This window comes from Bradyrhizobium sp. WCU1, assembly GCF_053474805.1.
In genome coordinates this window covers 868,372-886,400 of record NZ_CM130280.1, presented here as the reverse complement: position 1 = coordinate 886,400, position 18,029 = coordinate 868,372, and the positions used below count along the sequence as shown (strand labels likewise).

Annotated in this window: 13 protein-coding genes and 1 riboswitch; of the genes, 5 read left to right on the top strand and 8 right to left on the bottom strand. The window is 66.4% G+C overall.

Translation table 11 applies throughout. The features are described from left to right. The first annotated feature begins 141 nt into the window (after window positions 1-141). The 4 genes from ACTUWL_RS04065 (at window position 142) to ACTUWL_RS04050 (ending at window position 7,120) form a co-directional block, all read left to right on the top strand. Window positions 142-1,728, top strand: coding sequence for a Do family serine endopeptidase (locus ACTUWL_RS04065; protein ID WP_021082036.1), 1,587 nt, complete (start codon window positions 142-144; stop codon window positions 1,726-1,728). A 319-nt stretch (window positions 1,729-2,047) separates the two neighbouring features. Next, window positions 2,048-2,728 (top strand): response regulator transcription factor, encoded by a 681-nt coding sequence (locus ACTUWL_RS04060; RefSeq protein ID WP_029878846.1) that lies wholly within the window; start codon window positions 2,048-2,050, stop codon window positions 2,726-2,728. Beyond that, window positions 2,712-4,166: a sensor histidine kinase gene (locus ACTUWL_RS04055; protein WP_021082038.1), complete on the top strand. Its 1,455-nt coding sequence runs from the start codon at window positions 2,712-2,714 to the stop codon at window positions 4,164-4,166. Before ACTUWL_RS04060 ends, ACTUWL_RS04055 begins: the two co-directional genes overlap by 17 nt. Further along, on the top strand, window positions 4,163-7,120 hold the full coding sequence (locus ACTUWL_RS04050) for a bifunctional [glutamine synthetase] adenylyltransferase/[glutamine synthetase]-adenylyl-L-tyrosine phosphorylase (protein WP_021082039.1): 2,958 nt from the start codon (window positions 4,163-4,165) through the stop codon (window positions 7,118-7,120). The genes ACTUWL_RS04055 and ACTUWL_RS04050 overlap by 4 nt, the downstream gene beginning before the upstream one ends. A 206-nt stretch (window positions 7,121-7,326) precedes the next feature. Here the strand turns inward: ACTUWL_RS04050 and ACTUWL_RS04045 are convergent, their stop codons facing one another. From ACTUWL_RS04045 to ACTUWL_RS04025, 5 genes are read right to left on the bottom strand one after another with little or no spacing between them, the layout of a single operon-like run. Further along, window positions 7,327-7,548, bottom strand: a complete 222-nt coding sequence (locus tag ACTUWL_RS04045) for a formate dehydrogenase subunit delta (protein WP_021082040.1) — start codon at window positions 7,546-7,548, stop codon at window positions 7,327-7,329. Then, window positions 7,532-8,368, bottom strand: a complete 837-nt coding sequence (gene fdhD, locus ACTUWL_RS04040) for a formate dehydrogenase accessory sulfurtransferase FdhD (RefSeq protein ID WP_021082041.1) — start codon at window positions 8,366-8,368, stop codon at window positions 7,532-7,534. The genes ACTUWL_RS04045 and fdhD overlap by 17 nt, the downstream gene beginning before the upstream one ends. Before the next feature lie 2 nt (window positions 8,369-8,370). Beyond that, a complete protein-coding gene (gene fdhF / locus ACTUWL_RS04035) occupies window positions 8,371-11,247 on the bottom strand; it encodes a formate dehydrogenase subunit alpha (protein ID WP_021082042.1) in 2,877 nt (958 codons plus the stop codon). A gap of 13 nt (window positions 11,248-11,260) precedes the next feature. Further along, on the bottom strand, window positions 11,261-12,817 hold the full coding sequence (locus tag ACTUWL_RS04030; RefSeq protein WP_021082043.1) for a formate dehydrogenase beta subunit: 1,557 nt from the start codon (window positions 12,815-12,817) through the stop codon (window positions 11,261-11,263). After that, complete coding sequence (locus tag ACTUWL_RS04025) at window positions 12,814-13,290, bottom strand: formate dehydrogenase subunit gamma (RefSeq protein WP_021082044.1); 477 nt, start codon at window positions 13,288-13,290, stop codon at window positions 12,814-12,816. The genes ACTUWL_RS04030 and ACTUWL_RS04025 overlap by 4 nt, the downstream gene beginning before the upstream one ends. Window positions 13,291-13,547: 257 nt before the next feature. Here ACTUWL_RS04025 and ACTUWL_RS04020 point away from each other — a divergent pair, with 257 nt between their 5' ends. Further along, window positions 13,548-14,444, top strand: a complete 897-nt coding sequence (locus ACTUWL_RS04020; protein WP_021082045.1) for a LysR family transcriptional regulator — start codon at window positions 13,548-13,550, stop codon at window positions 14,442-14,444. A gap of 27 nt (window positions 14,445-14,471) precedes the next feature. On the opposite strand, the gene ACTUWL_RS04015 is transcribed toward ACTUWL_RS04020, so the two are convergent. The 3 genes from ACTUWL_RS04015 to ACTUWL_RS04005 form a co-directional block, all read right to left on the bottom strand. After that, entirely contained in the window at window positions 14,472-14,978 is a 507-nt protein-coding gene (locus tag ACTUWL_RS04015; RefSeq protein ID WP_021082046.1) for a GNAT family N-acetyltransferase, read from the bottom strand. A gap of 12 nt (window positions 14,979-14,990) precedes the next feature. After that, entirely contained in the window at window positions 14,991-15,413 is a 423-nt protein-coding gene (gene folB / locus ACTUWL_RS04010) for a dihydroneopterin aldolase (RefSeq protein WP_021082047.1), read from the bottom strand. 20 nt (window positions 15,414-15,433) lie between these two features. Beyond that, window positions 15,434-15,514: riboswitch (ZMP/ZTP riboswitch) on the bottom strand. Window positions 15,515-15,589: 75 nt separating this feature from the next. Next, window positions 15,590-17,911: a sensor histidine kinase gene (locus ACTUWL_RS04005; RefSeq protein ID WP_021082048.1), complete on the bottom strand. Its 2,322-nt coding sequence runs from the start codon at window positions 17,909-17,911 to the stop codon at window positions 15,590-15,592. Between the last annotated feature and the right edge of the window lie 118 nt (window positions 17,912-18,029).

Genomic DNA, 18,029 nt, shown 5'->3' with positions numbered 1-18,029 from the left:
CTATTCTGCCGCAGCGCCAACCTGCTCGATTACCAAAGTTTAATTCCGCAGCCAGCGCGCCGTAAGGCTGATGACCCCATGTTCAGGTCCATCAGGTGCCCGCCCCCGCACCGGTGAATCTGGCCTTGGAGATTTCAACACATGACCGACCGTCCCGACCTCTCGTCCCTTCCGTCCTACAAGGCGCCGAAGCGCTCGCTGCTCTCTGCCCGCAAACTTGCGCTGATGGCCTCGGTCGTGGCCGGCCTCGGTGCCGCCACCTATGGCTTCAGCCCCACCCATAACCCGGCCGACCTGTTCACGACCCCTGCGCATGCGCAGGTCAATAACGAGGTCAAGAAGGTCCAGCAGCCGGTCGGATTTGCCGACATCGTCGAGCGCGTGAAGCCGTCGGTGATCTCGGTCAAGGTCAACATTCGCGAGAAGGTCGCGAAGGACGACAGCAACAATGACGATTCGCCGTTCCAGCCGGGTTCGCCGATGGAGCGCTTCTTCCGCCGCTTCGGCGGTCCGGATGGCTTGCCCCCGGGCCTGCGCGGTGGACCGCGTGGCGGTGGCGTGGTGACGGGCCAGGGCTCCGGCTTCTTCATCTCGGCTGACGGCTATGCCGTGACCAACAATCACGTCGTCGACGGCGCCGACAAGGTCGAAGTCACGACCGACGACGGCAAGACTTTCTCCGCCAAGGTGATCGGCACCGATCCGCGCACGGATCTCGCGCTGATCAAGGTCGAGGGCGGCTCCAACTTCCAGTTTGCCAAGCTCTCCGACACCAAGCCGCGGATCGGCGACTGGGTGCTGGCGGTCGGCAATCCGTTCGGCCTCGGCGGCACTGTGACCGCGGGCATCGTCTCCGCCTCCGGCCGCGACATCGGCAACGGTCCGTATGACGACTTCATCCAGATCGATGCGCCCGTGAACAAGGGCAATTCGGGTGGCCCGGCGTTCGACGTCTCGGGTGAGGTGATGGGCGTCAACACCGCGATCTACTCGCCGTCAGGCGGCAGCGTCGGCATCGCGTTCTCGATCCCGGCCCAGACCGTCAAGAGCGTCGTCGCCCAGCTGAAGGACAAGGGCTCGGTCAGCCGCGGTTGGATCGGCGTCCAGATCCAGCCGGTGACTTCCGATATCGCCGACAGCCTCGGCATGAAGAAGGCCGAAGGCGCGCTGGTTGCCGAACCGCAGGCCAACGGCCCCGCGGCCAAGGCCGGCATCGAGTCCGGTGACGTCATCACCGCCGTCAATGGCGAGCCGGTGAAGGATGCGCGCGAACTCGCCCGCACCATCGGCGGCCTCGCGCCCGGCAATGCCGTGAAGTTGAACGTGCTGCACAAGGGGCAGGACAAGACCGTCAACCTGACGCTCGGCCAGTTGCCGAACAGCCTGGAAGCCAAGGCTGACACCGACAACAACAGCGACAAGGGCAACTCGTCCCGCGGCACCGACGTGCCGAAGCTGGGCCTCACCGTGGCGCCCGCCAACAGCGTGGCCGGCGCCGGCAAGGAGGGCGTGGTCGTGACCGAAGTCGATCCCAAGAGTGCTGCCGCCGAGCGGGGCTTCAAGGAAGGCGACGTGATCCTCGAGGTCGCCGGCAAGACCGTCGGCACCGCCGGTGAGGTGCGTGATGCGATCACCGCGGCGCGCAACGACAACAAGAACAGCGTTCTCATGCGCGTGAAGAGCGGCGGTTCGTCGCGCTTCGTGGCAGTGCCGCTGGCCAAGGGATAACTATCTATGAGTTGGAACGCGTCGCCGGCATTCGTCGCCCCCGCCGACGGCGCGTTCCGGGGGGCGGGCGCCTTGCTCGCTCCCTATGTTGCCTTTCGATGGAATATGCCCCCCTCCGTCGGAAGGTCTCAGGGCGGTGGAGTCCCCCAGCTTCACCGCCCACTTTTTCCCGCGCATGATCCGGAAAAGTGGATACCGGTTTTCCGGTCAGATCATGCGCCCACAACAGTTCCGGAATATGCGCGGTCGTCTTGCATGTGCAGGCCGGCCGCGCCATGCTGACAGAGGGCCCATTCCCGTGACCGCCACCGCTCCGCAAATGCGCATCCTGATCATCGAAGACGACCGCGAGTCCGCCGACTATCTGGTCAAGGCATTCCGCGAGGTCGGCTACATCGCAGATCTCGCCTCCGACGGCGAGGAAGGCCTGTCGATGGCCGAGACCGGCGATTATGACGTGCTGGTGGTGGATCGCATGCTGCCCAAGCGTGACGGCCTGTCGCTGATCGGCAGCCTGCGCGACAAGGGCAACCGGACGCCGGTCCTGATCCTCTCGGCGCTCGGCCAGGTCGATGACCGCATCAAGGGCCTGCGCGCCGGCGGCGACGACTACCTGCCGAAGCCCTATTCCTTCGCCGAGCTGCTCGCGCGCGTCGAGGTGCTGTCACGGCGCAATGTCGGGCCGGCCGAGGAGACCACTTACAAGGTCGGCGACCTCGAGCTCGACCGGCTGTCGCATCGCGTCGCCCGCGGCAAGGACGAGCTGACCTTGCAGCCGCGCGAATTCCGGCTGCTCGAATATCTGATGAAGCATGCAGGGCAGGTGGTGACGCGCACGATGCTGCTCGAGAATGTCTGGGACTATCATTTCGATCCGCAGACCAACGTCATCGACGTCCACATCTCGCGGCTGCGCTCCAAGATCGACAAGGGTTTCGAGCGGCCGCTGCTGCATACCATCCGCGGCGCGGGGTATATGATCCGTGACGGCATTCGGTAAACTGATCCGGACCACGGCGTTTCGGCTGACGCTGGTCTATCTGTTCCTGTTCGCGCTGTTCGCCGCCTCGCTGCTGGCTTACTTCGCCTGGAACACGCGACGGCTGATCACCGAGCAGATCACGACGACCGTCAACGTCGAGATCGGCGAGATCACGTCCATCTATAATCGCCGCGGCCTGCACGGCCTGCTGACCACCATGGGCAATCGCGCGCTGCGGCCGGGGGCCAATCTCTATCTCCTGACCGCGCCGAACGGGCAGGCGCTGGCCGGCAATGTCGGCTCGCTGGCGCCGGGTGTGATGAGCGTGCAGGGCTGGAGCGAGACCGCCTATCGCCGGATCGACGACCAGGACAAGACCGATCACCGCGCGCTGGTGCGGGTCGCTGAGATGGACAACGGCTTCCGCCTCCTGGTCGGGCGCGACCTCGAGGAGCGGCGGCGGCTGTTCGGCATCGTCGCCAAGGCCGCGCAATGGTCGATCCTAGTCGTGGTCGTGCTCGGCATCGGCGGCGGCATCTTCGTCGCCCGCCGCGTGCTGCACCGGATCGACGCCATGACCGGCACCACCAGGCGCATCATGGCGGGCGATCTCTCGGGCCGGCTGCCGGTCGGCCGCAGCGGCGACGAGCTCGACCGCCTCGCGGAAAATCTCAACGTCATGCTGGAGCGTATCGAGGCGCTGATGACGGGGCTGAAGGAGGTCTCCGACAACATCGCCCATGATCTCAAGACACCGCTGACGCGGCTGCGCAACCGCGCCGAGGAGGCGCTGGCGCGCTCCAGCAGCGAGGCCGACTATCGTGCGGCGCTGGAGCGGACGATCGAGGAATCCGACGGGCTGATCCGCACCTTCAACGCGCTGTTGATGATCGCGCGGGCCGAGTCCGGTCAGGCGCGCGGCAACATGGACGATTTCGACGGCGCCGACGTCGCCAACGGCATCCACGAATTGTACGAGCCGCTGGCCGAGGACGATGGTATGACGCTGCAGGTCAAGACTGCGCCGGCGCCTGTTCACGGCAACCGCGAATTGATCAGCCAGGCCGTCGCCAACCTGGTCGAGAACGCCATCAAATATGGCAAGCCCGACCCGGGCGTCGAGCCGATGAAGGCGGATGCGCGGGAGATCCTGATCGAGGCGCGGCGCGAGGGCGATCAGGTCCTGCTCAGCGTCACCGACCACGGTCCAGGCATCCCCGAGGGCGATCGCAAGCACGCGGTGGAGCGCTTCGTCCGGCTGGAGGCGAGCCGCACCTTACCCGGTTCGGGTCTCGGCCTCAGCCTGGCCTCGGCGGTCGCCACGCTCCATGGCGGCGAGCTCAGGCTCGGCGATGCCCATCCCGGGCTGGTGGCCACGCTGGTGCTGCCGGCGCGGGCGGGCGGCAGTGACAGGCTTGCGGCTCAAACGCAGGATGTGCCACAGAAGGCGGCATGAATGCCGCCGCGCCGGGAAACGCGGATCGACACTGTCTGGCCGCGCGGTTCGCGGATGGACCGCGTGTCGCCGCGCCCGAATCCGCTGATCAGCGCCTGACTGACTGGTTCGCCGAGCTCGAGCCGGCGCAATCGGCCGCGCTCGCAGTCTTGCTGGAGCATCCGTTTGCACGCGACATCCTGCGCGGCATTGCCGAGTTCTCGCCCTATCTGTTCGAGCTCGCGCGCGCGGATGCCGGCCGGCTGATCCGGATCCTGTCGTGCGACCCGGAGTCGCATCTGGCGGGGCTGATCGAGACCGCCTCCCGCGACGTGCTCGCCGCCGGCAGCGAGGCCGACGTGATGGTGCTGCTTCGCCGCATGAAGGCGGAGGCCGCGCTGATGATCGCGCTGTGCGACATCGGCGGCGTCTGGCCGGTGATGCGGGTGACGGCGGCGCTGACCGACATCGCGGTGAATTCGGTGCAATCGGCGCTGCGCTATCTGTTCCGGCAGGAAGTCGCCCGCGGCCGCATGACCGCCGCCGATCCCGAGCATCCCGAAGTCGGCTCGGGCCTGATCGTGCTTGCGATGGGCAAGATGGGCGCCGGCGAGCTGAACTATTCCAGCGACATCGACCTGATCGTGTTCTTCGATCGCACGGCGACCTCGCTCGCCGAGGACATCGAGCCGCAGCCGTTCTTCGTCCGCGTCACCCAGGCGATGGCGCGGATGCTGCAGCAGCGCTCGGGCGAGGGCTATGTGTTCCGGGTCGACCTCAGGCTGCGCCCGGACCCGGCCTCGACCCAGGTCGCGATCTCGACCGACGCGGCCTTGCACTATTACGAGCGCGAGGGACGGACCTGGGAGCGCGCCGCGATGATCAAGGCGCGGCCCTGCGCCGGCGATCCCAGAGCGGGCGAGGCGCTGATCGCCGAGCTCGCGCCGTTCGTCTGGCGCAAGCACCTCGATTTTGCCGCGCTCGCCGACGTCCACGACATGAAGCGGCAGATGCAGACCTATCGTGGCCAGAGCGAGATCTCGGTCGAGGGCCACAACGTCAAGGTCGGCCGCGGCGGCATCCGCGAGATCGAGTTCTTCGCCCAGACCCAGCAGCTGATCGCGGGCGGCCGCCATCCCGAGCTGAGGGTGCGGCCGACGCTGGAAGCGCTCAATGTGCTCGCCGACAGCAACTGGATCACCTTCGAGGCGCGCGACGAGCTGACGACGGCCTACGAATTCCTGCGCCGGGTCGAGCACCGGCTGCAGATGATCGCCGACGAGCAGACCCATTCGCTGCCCGAAGCGCCCGAGGACGTCGAGCGTTTTGCGCATTTCTTCGGCTACGAGAACCGCGAGGCCTTCGCCAAAGACCTGCTCGGCCAGCTCAAGATCGTGCAGAACCACTACGGCAAGCTGTTCGAGGGCGACGACCCGACCGGCACCGCGAAGCTGCCGGATGTCGACTATGGCGCCGGGCCCGAAGACGGCCGCCTGATCGAACATCTCGCCCAACTCGGCTTCAAGAAGCCGGTCGCGGTGGCCGGCACCGTGCAGCAGTGGATCGAGGGCGATTATCGCGCGCTGCGTGTCGAGGCGACGCGGGCGGCGTTTCTCGAATTCATTCCCGGCCTGATCGACGGTCTCGCGCATGCCGAGGAGCCGGACGACGCGGTGGCGGCGTTCGACCGTTTCCTCGGCGCGCTGCAGCGGGGCGGAAGGCTGATCTCGCTGCTCAGCCAGAACCGCGATTTCGTGGCGCTGGTCGCATTAATCCTCGGCGCGGCGCCGCGGCTCGGCGACATGCTGGCGCGGCAACCGCAGATCATGGACGGCCTGGTCGATCCGCGCTTCTTCGGCGCGATGCCGGACAAGAAGGAATTGTCGGAGCGGCTGGCCGCCACGTTGCAGGATGCCTCGTCCTACGAGGACTTCCTCGATCGCCTCAGGTTGTTCGGCCAGGAGAGCCTGTTCCTGATCGGCACGCGGATCCTGTCCGGCACGGTGTCGGCGCAGCACGCGAGCACGGCTTTCGCAGATGTTGCGGAAGGCATCGTGCACACCGTGCACGGCCTCGTCACCGACCAGTTCGCAGCGCAATACGGTCGCATCAAGGGGCAGGAGACCGCGATCCTCGCGATGGGTCGGCTCGGCAGCCGCGAGATGACGGCGTCCTCCGACCTCGATCTGATCACGCTCTACGATTTCGACAGCGAGGCGCCCGACTCCGACGGCGAGCGTTCGCTGCACGGCGCGCAGTATTTTGCCCGCTTCACCCAGCGCCTGATCAGCGCCTTCACGACCCGGACCAATTACGGCGTGCTCTACGAGGTCGACATGCGGCTGCGGCCGTCCGGCCGCGCCGGTCCGGTCGCCTCGCGGATCGATGCGTTCGCGGACTATCAGGAGCGCGAGGCCTGGACCTGGGAGCACATGGCGCTGACGCGCGCGCGCGTGATCTCGTCGTCAGCGGAATTCCGCGAGAGGATCGAGGCGATCATCCGCGGCGTGCTGACCCGGCCGCGCGATCCGGCGTCGACCGCCGCCGACGTTGCCGACATGCGGCGCGCGATCGCGCTGGAGAAGGGCGAGGACGACGTCTGGGACCTCAAGCTCGCCGCCGGCGGGCTCGTCGACATCGATTTCATCGCGCAGTATCTGCAGCTCGCGCATGCATCAGTGAAGCCGGAGATCCTCAGCGTCTCGACGCTCCAGGTGCTCGATACTGCCGCCAAGCTCGGCCTGCTCGGCCAGTCCGAAGCCGAGATCCTGCGCTCGGCGGCGCGGCTCTATCACGACCTCACACAGATCCTGCGGCTGTGCGTGACCGGCAAGTTCAATCCGGAGACCGCGGGCGAGGATCTGCGGCGCGTCATGGCGCGCGCCGGCGATGCGCCGGATTTCTCCGCGCTTGAAGCGCGCCTGCGCGAGACCCAGAGCGAGGTCCGCCGGGTTTTCAACGCGATCGTGGGTTAGCGGTAGCCGACTCCACGATCTCAATCGCGTCATCCCCGCGCAAAGGCTTTGCCTTTGTCGCTGGAGGTGCGAGCCTTGCGGCGCAATTGCGCCGCTGGGCGAGCCTCGAAGGATGCGCGGCCACCAGCCGGGCCGTCGACCCTTCGAGACGCCGCTGCGCGGCTCCTCTGGGTGACGGTGAGAAACAGTGCGGAGTTTGCGGCCGGCTAGGCCTGCTGCCTCAGCTTGAGCAGCGCGTCGAGCACATCGGGCTCGAGGCCGGCGCCGCCGGCGTCGAGATGGGCGAAGATCTGCTTGCGCATCCGCGGGTCCCAGAACTTCCAGATGTGCTCGGAAATGCCCTGCACGGCACGGTCGTGGCCCTGGCTGTGGAAGAACTTTCCGATCTGGTTCGCCATATAGACCAGTTTGTCAGGCGACGACGACATAAGCGGACTCCTTGCCGGGCACTGCGCCTGTGACGCGTTCCGGATGGGTAAAGATCTCAAATCCGTCGGCGCGGGCGATTGCGGCGAGCGTGATGCCGGCGGCGTCCGCCATCCGCACCGCAAGCGCTGTCGGCGCCGATACGGCCGCGATCAGCGGCGCGCCGATCGCGGCGGTCTTCTGCACCATTTCGACCGAGACGCGGCTGGTCAGCAGCACGATGCCGTCGCTCGCGCCCACCTTGTCGCGGGCCAGCGCGCCGGCGAGCTTGTCGAGCGCATTGTGACGGCCGACGTCCTCGCGCAGCGCCACGATGCCGCGCGTGGCGGTCCAGAACGCGGCGGCGTGCACGGCGCGGGTCTGGTGGTTGATCTCCTGCAGCGGCGCCACCGCCGCGACCGCCGTCATGATCTCGCGCGGCGAGAAGATGCGGCCCGTCGGCACCACCGCGGCCGGCCGCACCGCCTCGCTGATCGAATCGAGGCCGCACAGGCCGCAGCCGGTCGGACCGGCGATGTTGCGTCGCCGCTCGGCGATCCGCTCGGCCCTGTCGGGCCTGAGCCACATCCGCAGCTCGATGCCGTCGTCGAGCTCGACGATGTCGAGGGTCTCGATCTCCTCAGTCGATTGCACGATGCCTTCGCTCAGGCTGAATCCGACCGCGAAGTCGCCGAGATCCTCGGGCGAACCCATCATCACGGCATAGGTGCCGCCATTATAGGTCAGCGCGAGCGGCGTCTCCTCCGGGATCAGGCGCGCGCCGTCGCTGAAGACGCCGTCGCGCCAGACCTTCCGGATCGCCTTGTGGACGGGCTCGCGCATCGCTACTCCGCGGCTTCCACGACAGGCGCGATGCGGCGGGAGATGCGCGCCTGCTCGTCATAGGCCTTCTGCCAGTCGGACGGACCGTTCGACGGCGAGATCTGCACGGCGGTGACCTTGTACTCGGGACAGTTGGTCGCCCAGTCCGAGAAGTCGGTCGTGATGACGTTGGCCTGGGTGTCCGGATGGTGGAACGTGGTGTAGACCACGCCCGGCGCCACGCGGTCGGTGATCTCGGCGCGCAGCGTCGTCTCGCCGGCGCGGCTCGCCAGCCGCACCCAGTCGCCGTCGCGCACGCCGCGCTGCTCGGCGTCGTGCGGATGGATTTCGAGCCGGTCCTCGGCGTGCCACACCACGTTCTCGGTGCGGCGGGTCTGCGCACCGACATTGTACTGGCTGAGGATGCGCCCGGTCGTGAGCAACAGCGGGTAGCGCGGGCCGGTGCGTTCGTCGGTCGCGATATATTCGGTGAGGATGAACTTGCCCTTGCCGCGCACGAAGCCGCCGATATGCATCACCGGCGTGCCCTCCGGCGCCTTCTCGTTGCAGGGCCACTGCACCGAGCCGAGCTCGTCGAGCCTGGCGTAGGAGACGCCGGCGAAGGTCGGCGTCAGCGCGGCGATCTCGTCCATGATCTCGGACGGATGAGAGTAGTTCATCGTGAAACCCATCGCCTTGCCAAGCATGATCGTCACTTCCCAGTCGGCATAGCCGTTGAGCGGCGTCATCACCTTGCGGACACGCTGGATGCGGCGCTCGGCATTGGTGAAGGTACCGTCTTTCTCGAGGAAGGTCGAGCCGGGCAGGAAGACGTGGGCGTAGTTCGCGGTCTCGTTCAGGAAGAGGTCATGGACGATGACGCATTCCATCGCCGACAGCGCCGCCACCACGTGCTTGGTGTTCGGGTCGGACTGCAGGATGTCCTCGCCCTGCACGTAGAGCCCCATGAAGGAGCCCTCGATCGCGGCATCGAACATGTTGGGGATGCGCAGGCCCGGCTGGTTGTTGAGCTTGACGTTCCACATCGCCTCGAACTGCTCGCGCACCGCATCGCCCGAGATGTGGCGATAGCCCGGCAGCTCGTGCGGGAACGAGCCCATGTCGCAGGAGCCCTGCACGTTGTTCTGGCCGCGCAGCGGGTTCACGCCGACGCCGGGCCGGCCGATATTGCCGGTCGCCATCGCGAGGTTCGCGATCGCGATCACCGTGGTGGAGCCCTGGCTGTGCTCGGTGACGCCGAGCCCGTAATAGATCGCGCCGTTGCCGCCGGTGGCATAGATTCGCGCCGCCTCGCGCAGCGCCTTCGGGTCGACGCCGGTCATGATCGCGGTCGCTTCCGGGCTGTGCTTGTCCTGGGCGACGAAGGCGGCCCAGTCCTCGAACTCGCTCCAGTCGCAGCGCTCGCGCACGAAGGCCTCGTCGGCGAGCCCTTCGGTGACGATGACATGGGCCAGCGCGGTGAGCACGGCGACGTTCGTGCCGGGCAGCAGCGGCAGATGCAGCGCCTTTACGTGCGGCGATTCCACCATCTCGGTGCGGCGCGGATCGATCACGATCAGCTTGGCGCCCTGGCGCAGCCGCTTCTTCAGTCGCGAGGCGAACACCGGGTGGGCCGAGGCTGGGTTGGCGCCGATGATCAGCACGACGTCGGTATCCTCGACCGAGTCGAAATCCTGGGTGCCGGCCGAGGTGCCGTAGGTCTGCGACAGGCCGTAGCCGGTCGGCGAATGGCAGACCCGGGCACAGGTGTCGACATTGTTGTTGCCGAAGCCGGCGCGGATCAGCTTCTGCACCAGATAGGTCTCTTCATTGGTGCAGCGCGACGAGGTGATGCCGCCGACCGCGTCGCGGCCGTATTTCTGCTGGATGCCCTTGAACTTCGCGGCGGCGAAGTTCATCGCCTCGTCCCACGACACTTCCTGCCAGGGATCCTCGATCCGTTCGCGGATCATCGGCTTCAGGATGCGCTCCTTGTGGGTGGTGTAGCCCCACGCGAAGCGGCCCTTGACGCAGGAATGGCCGCGATTGGCCTTGCCGTCCTTCCACGGCACCATGCGCACCACTTCCTCGCCGCGCATCTCGGCCTTGAAGGCGCAGCCGACGCCGCAATATGCGCAGGTGGTGACGACCGAATGCTCGGGTTGGCCGATCTCGATCACGGATTTTTCGGTCAGCGTCGCGGTCGGGCAGGCCTGCACGCAGGCGCCGCAGGAGACGCATTCGGAGCCGAGGAAGCTCTCGTTCATGCCCGGCGAGACGCGGCTGTCGAAGCCGCGGCCGGAGATCGTCAGCGCGAAGGTGCCTTGCACCTCCTCGCAGGCGCGCACGCAACGCGAGCAGACGATGCACTTCGAGGGATCGTAGGTGAAGTACGGATTGGATTCGTCCTTCGGCATCCAATTGTCGTTTTCGCAGCCGTGCGATTTGGCGAACACGTGGTTCTCGCCCTCATAGCCGTAGCGCACGTCGCGCAGGCCGACCGCGCCCGCCATGTCCTGCAATTCGCAGTCGCCGTTCGCGGCGCAGGTCAGGCAGTCCAGCGGATGGTCGGAGATGTAGAGCTCCATCACGCCCTTGCGCAGCTTCTTCAGCCGCTCGCTCTGGGTGTGCACCACGAGGCCGGGCATCACCGGCGTGGTGCAGGAGGCCGGCGTGCCGGCGCGGCCCTCGATCTCGACCAGGCAGAGCCGGCAGGAGCCGAAGGCGTCGACCATATCGGTCGCGCAGAGCTTCGGAATCTGGGTGCCGGCTTCCATCGCGGCGCGCATGATCGAGGTGCCCTCGGGCACGGTGATCTGGTTGCCGTCGATGGTCAGCGTCACCATCGCCTCGGATTTGGATTTGGGCGTGCCGAAGTCGGTTTCCTGGATCAGCGACATCGTGATTTCCTTGCTATTCCGCGGCCTGCAGCCGGGCCGGTGCGGGACCAAAGTCTTCCCGGAAGTGTTTCAATGCGCTCATCACGGGGTAGGGCGTGAAGCCGCCGAGCGCGCAGAGCGAGCCGAACTTCATGGTGTTGCAGAGGTCTTCGATCACGGCGAGGTTTTCCGCGACGCGCTCGCCATTGATGATCTTGTTGATGGTCTCGACGCCGCGGGTCGAGCCGATCCGGCACGGCGCGCACTTGCCGCAGGATTCGATCGCGCAGAACTCCATCGCGAAGCGCGCCTGCTTGACCATGTCGACGGTGTCGTCGAACACCACGATGCCGCCATGCCCGATCAGGCCGTCGCGCGCCGCGAACGCCTCATAGTCGAACGGCGTGTCGAACAGCGCGCGGGGGAAGTAGGCCCCGAGCGGTCCGCCGACCTGCACCGCGCGCACCTCGCGTCCGGTGAAGGTGCCGCCGCCGATCTCGTCGACGAGTTCGCCGAGCGTCACGCCGAACGCGGTCTCGAACAGCCCGCCATATTTGATATTGCCGGCGAGCTGGATCGGCATCGTGCCGCGCGAGCGGCCCATGCCGAAATCGGCATAGGCCTTGGCGCCGTTGTCGAGGATGAAGGGGATCGCCGCGAATGACAGCACGTTGTTGATCACGCTCGGCCGGCCGAACAGGCCCTTGTGCGCCGGCAGCGGCGGCTTGGCGCGGACGATGCCGCGGCGGCCCTCTAGGCTCTCGAGCAGCGAGGTCTCTTCGCCGCAGACATAGGCGCCCGCGCCGACCCGCACCTCGAGATCGAACTCATGCGCGGAGCCGCCGATGCACTTGCCGAGCAGGCCGGCGCGGCGCGCGCCTGCGATCGCCGCGTTCATCGCCTCGACCGCGTGCGGATATTCCGAGCGGATGTAGATGTAGCCCTTGGTGGCGCCGACCGTGATCCCCGCGATCGTCATGCCTTCAATGACGACGAAAGGGTCGCCTTCCATGATCATGCGGTCGGCGAAGGTGCCGCTGTCGCCTTCGTCGGCGTTGCAGACGATGTATTTGCGGTCGGCACTGGCTTGCGCCACGGTCTTCCACTTGATGCCGGTCGGGAATCCGGCGCCACCGCGGCCGCGCAGGCCTGACGTGGTGACGTCGGCGAGGATCTGGTCGGAGGTCAGCGTCAGCGCCCGCTCCAGGCCCTTGTAGCCGCCATGGGCGCGGTAGTCGTCGACGGAGCGCGGATCGATCACGCCGCAACGGGCAAAGGTGAGGCGTGTCTGGCGCTTCAGCCAGGGGATCTCGTCTGTGAGACCAAGCCGCAGGGCATGCGGGCCATTGCCGGCCATCGCATCGAGCAGGGATGGCACGTCCGCAGGTGTTACCGGACCGAAGGCGATGCGGCCCTGCGCGGTTGCCAGTTCGACCATCGGCTCCAGCCAATACAGCCCGCGCGAACCGGTCCTGACGATCTCGATCGGCGTGCCGCGCGCGGCTGCGGCTTGCGCGACGGCGAGGGCGACCTCATCGGCGCCGACGCCGACCGCGCCGGCGTCGCGGGGGATGAAGATCCGCATCGTCATCGCTGTGCCTCCGCGACCAGCGCATCGATGCGCGCTTCATCGAGCCGGCCGACCACGCGACCGTCGAGCATCGCCGAGGGCGCGGTGGCGCATAGCCCGAGGCAGTAGATCGGCTCCAGCGTCACGCGCTCGTCCGCGGTGGTATTGCCTAGGGAAACGCCGAGTTTTGCCTCCGCGCGCGCGGCAAGCCGATCGCCGCCGGCAGCCTGGCAGGCCTCGGCGCGGCACAGCTTGAGGACGTGGCGTCCGGCCGGTTGCTTGCGGAAGTCGTGGTAGAAAGTGAACACGCCGTGCACCTCGGCGCGGGACAGATTGAGTGCCTCTGCGACCATCGGGATCGCGGGCTCAGGCACGTAGCCGAACGCTTCCTGCAGCGCGTGCAGGATCACCAGCGTGGCGCCTTCAAGCCCGGCATGTTCGGCGATGATCTCAGCGCCGCGCGCCCTGTCCCAAGGTTCGTATCCCACCGTCATCCGCGCTTCTCACGATCCGTTTTTTGCTCCGCACATCAGAGTTGGAATTGTTCGAAACATCAATAAAGCTGTCTCATGCGGCGATTGCGAAACGCGATTAATAGCGTTGTGCGATGGGACGATTTAGGATCGCAATAATGGTCTGGAATCACGCACTTCCGCGCCGCTTTGGATTTCGGAATCGCACCCGGATCGTGCTACCTATGGACGCGTCGGGCTGCCGTTTTAGGGCGCCGTTTTCCGAGGGGGTTTGAGCCTTGATCGACAAGCTGGAACTGCTGCTGGCGCTGGCCAAGGAACGGCATTTCGGCCGCGCTGCGGAGGCCTGCGGCGTCACCCAGCCGACCATGTCGACCAGCCTCAAGCAGCTCGAGGAGATCCTCGGCGTCATGCTGGTGCAGCGCGGCTCGCGCTTCCAGGGCTTCACGCCGGAGGGTGAGCGGACGCTGGACTGGGCGCGGCGCATCGTCGGCGACGCGCGGGCGATGAAGCAGGAGATCAACAGCCTCAAGGACAAGCTGTCCGGCGAGATCCGGATCGCGGCGATCCCGACCGCGCTCGGCATGGTGGCCTCGCTGACGACGCCGTTCCGCGCGCGCCATCCGGATGTGCGTTTCCGCATCCAGTCCTGCACCTCCGCCGATGTGCTCGGCCTGCTCGAAAATCTCGAGGTCGACGCCGGGCTGACCTATATCGAGAACGAGCCGATCGGCAAGGTCCGCACCATCCCGCTCTACAATGAGAGCTATCGGCTGCTGACGGCGCCGGACGCGATGTTCGGCGACCGCAAGCAGGTGACGTGGAAGGAGGTCGGCACCGTGCCGCTCTGCCTGCTCACGCCCGACATGCAGAATCGCCGCATCATCGACCGCGCGCTGACCTCGGTCGGCGCGGAAGCGACGCCGACGCTGACGTCGAACTCGCTGCTCGTGCTCTACACCCATGTGAAGACCGGACGTTGGGCCAGCGTGATGCCGGCCAAGCTCGCCGAGACGCTGGGCCTCGCGGACGCCGTGCGCAGCATCCCGATCGTCGATCCGGTGGTGGACTACAGCATCGGCCTCGTGATCCCGCAGCGCGATCCGATGACGCCGCTGATCGCAGCCCTGGTGCAGGTCGCGCGCGAGGTCGCGCCGAAGCTGGAGAGCGCGTAGCGTCTCGCGGCCGTCGGTACATCGACCTCATATCTCGAGGCGGTAGTAAAGTGAATGCGTTTCGCCGTCCGGCTCCCATGGCGAGGTGGCCCGGAACCCCAGCCGTTCATAGAGACGATGTGAGACCGCCAGCATCTTGTTGCTGGACAGGCGAATGCTTTGGTATCCGGCGGTCCGCGCGAAGCGGATCAATCCTTGCGCGATCGCCTGGCCGATGCCGCGCCCGCGGTGAGCCGGCGTGAGAAACATGCGGGTCAGCTCGCATTCCCGGTCGTCGACGCGCCTAATTGCACCGGTGCCGACAATCTCGTCCGCGACGGTCGCGCACAGAAACAGTGCGCGATCGCCGTATGCAGTTTCCGCGTGGTCGACATCCCCAAGCCGTGTATGGATGAATTCGCGCGCGAAGGGATCCGGATGATCGCCGAAATGTTCCTGCCAGACGGCTTCAATGAGCCGTCGGACCTCAGTCGCGTCGCCGGGCCGGAACGGCCGGATGATGCAGTCCGGTACGAGCGCTAAATCATCTTCCATTGACGCCGCCTCTTAAACGTTGACGCGCGATGTGTTGTTCAGCTCCGCTATCAGGTCGGCGCGCCGGAGGCCGACCTGGACTCCGACCCGATCGACGGAGTGGGCGATTGGCGGGCTGGACTTCGCGACCGCGACCGTGACGCTGTCGATCATTGCGAAGCGCTGAAGCAGGCTTTCGGCAATCGCTTCACCGAGGGTTTCGAGTGTCTGGAACCTGGCCGATGATGCAATCTCGACGGTGGCCTCGACAACGGCGTCGTACCTGACGGAGCAATTCAGATCGTCGCTGCGGTGGGTTCGGACATCACGCAGCATCGCCGAGACATCGAACGTGAATCGCTGGCCGAGCGACCGTTCTTCCTCGAACAGGCCGTGATAACCATATGTCCTGAGTCCGGTGATCGTGATCGACGTCAGCTTGGGCGGCTCCTGCAAGAAGCGTTTGATCGGGATATCCCGATTGCCCAGGCGAACGGCAGGTCGTTTCGCGCTTCCCGATGGTGCTCCATCCAAGGTCGCCAGTCGCGCGAGGAGGCAACGGTTAGCAGCATTCTCCAGCACCGGCAACGGGCAATGAGGGCACTGCCGCCATGCGTTGGCGATAGCCGTTGTTACGCCGCTTCCGGCAGCTTCATCTGCAGCGTCCGCGGATCGCGGGGGAGCGAGACGCGGACCACGGTGCCGACGCCGAGCTTGGAGCGCAGCTTCATCGAGCCGCCGTGCAAATTGGTGAGCGAGCGGGCGATCGCAAGTCCGAGGCCCGAGCCCTGGTAGCTCTTGGTGAGCTGGCTCTCGACCTGCTCGAACGGCTTGCCGAGCCGCCGCAGCGAGTCCGGCGCGATGCCGATGCCGCTGTCGGCGATCAGCAGCACGATCGAGTCTTCGAGCATCTGGCCGCGCACCAGCACGCGGCCGTTGTCGGGCGTGAACTTCACGGCATTGGAGAGCAGGTTGACGATGATCTGCTTGACCGAGCGGCGGTCGGCGACGACCGAGATCGTGTTTTCGATATCCGATTCCAGCGACAGCCCCTTGTGCTCGGCGCGGCCGGACACCACCCGCAAGGACTCGGCGAGGATGCCGGAGAGGTCGAGCGGCTCCATGTCGAACTTCATGCGGCCGGCTTCGATCTTCGACATGTCTAGGATGTCGTTGATGACCTCGAGCAGGTATTTTCCCGAGGTCAGGATGTCGTGGCAGTACTCCGCATACTTGTCCGAGCCGAGCGTGCCGAACAGGCCGGAGCCCATGATCTCGGAGAAGCCGATGATGGCGTTGAGCGGCGTGCGCAGTTCATGGCTCATATTGGCGAGGAACTTCGACTTCGCGGCGTTGGCGTCCTCGGCGCGGGTCTTTTCCTGCGAATACTTCTCGGCGAGGTCGGCGAGCTCGACGGCCTGCCGCTCCAGCTCGGATTGCGAGCGCTGCAGGTCGATCACGGTGGCGCGCAACCGCAGATCGTTGTCGACCAGCTTCTGCTCGTGCGCCTTGATGCGGGTGATGTCGGTGCCGACCGAGACGTAGCCGCCGTCTTTGGTGCGGCGCTCGCTGATGTGCAGCCAGCTGCCGTCGTCGAGCTGGGCCTCGAAGGTCCGGGCGCCCGGCGCCGGCACGCCGCTTTCGTGCAGGCGGGTGCGCACTTCGGGCATGCTGCCGACCTCGATCACGGTCTCGTAGGAGGTGCCGGGGCTGACGGCGCTGTCCGGCAGCTTGTGCAGCCGCTGGAAGTGCGAGTTGCAGAGCACGAGCCGATCATCGGCATCCCAGAGCACGAAGGCTTCCGGAATGGTCTCGATGGCGTCGCGCAGCCGGAGGTCGGCTTCCACCGACTTCTCGGCGAGACTCTTCTGCTCGGTGATGTCGACCGCGATGCCGATCAGGTGCAGGCCGCCGTCAGCGGCGGCCTGGCTGAGCTCGCAGCGCACCCGCAGCCAGATCCAGTGGCCGCCGACATGGCGCATGCGAAAACTCTGGTCGATGTGATCGATCTTGCCCGAGATCAGCTGGTCGGCGAAGTCGAACAAATTGATGTCGTCGGAATTCACCAGCGCATTGACCTCGCCGAAGGTGAGGAGGTCGTTGCGGCTGTCGAGGCCGAGCAGGGTGAACATCGACTGCGACCAGAAGATCCGGCCGCGCGACAGGTCCCAGTCCCACAAGCCGCAGCGGCCGCGGTTGAGCGCGGTGTCGATCCGGCCGCGCACGGCATCGTTGATCAGGTCGCCCTCGCGGGCGCGGGTCGATTGCCAGTGGAAGGCGAAGCCGAGGATCAGCACCACGAAGCTCGTGGTCGCCGACAGCGTCACCGAGAGCGCGGCGTCCGAGCCCCAGATCGGCTCGTTCATCTCCTGGATGACCACGACCTGGCCGGGCAGCGACTTGACGAGCTGCGAGATCGCCAGCGCGCCGGTGCCGTTGGGCAGGGTCATGTCGCTGACCGCACCCTGCTGACCCGGAGCGATCAGAAGCTGCGCGGTGGAGACGATGTCGAGGATGCGATCGTTCTCGCCGGCGCCGTCGATCGGCACGCGCGCCAGCACGCGGTGATCGGCGCCGGTGATGATGACGTGGCGGCCATAAGCGGTGCCCCAGGACGGGATCAGGTCCGGCAACAGCTCCTGCATCTTCTCGATATTTGTGAGCCGCTCGCGGCGCACCGAGGTCAGGCGGTCGAGACGCTCGGCGAGGATGTCGGAGAGCGCTGCAAGGTCGCGCTTCATCGCGCCGCGCTTCTGCCGGTTCTGGTCGATCACCTGGACGAAGGCGCCGAGGCAGATCGTGATGAGGAAGGCGATGATGAGCGTCGGGACAGCGCGGCGCAGTGCAGGCTCGGCCGTCAAGAGCCTGTGATAGGCCGGTTTCGCGATCGATTGCGCCAATCCCTTGATCGAATCGGATTGGACGCACGCGTTCGCTGCATGCGCGCGCGCCATGCCCTAGACCCCCGCTCTAAGCTGATTTTTACCCGGATCGGATGCTCCCCACGATGCATCCGAATCATGATCATTTGAATCCAGATTTCCGGGACTGTCGAGAGTCAACGATTCGTTA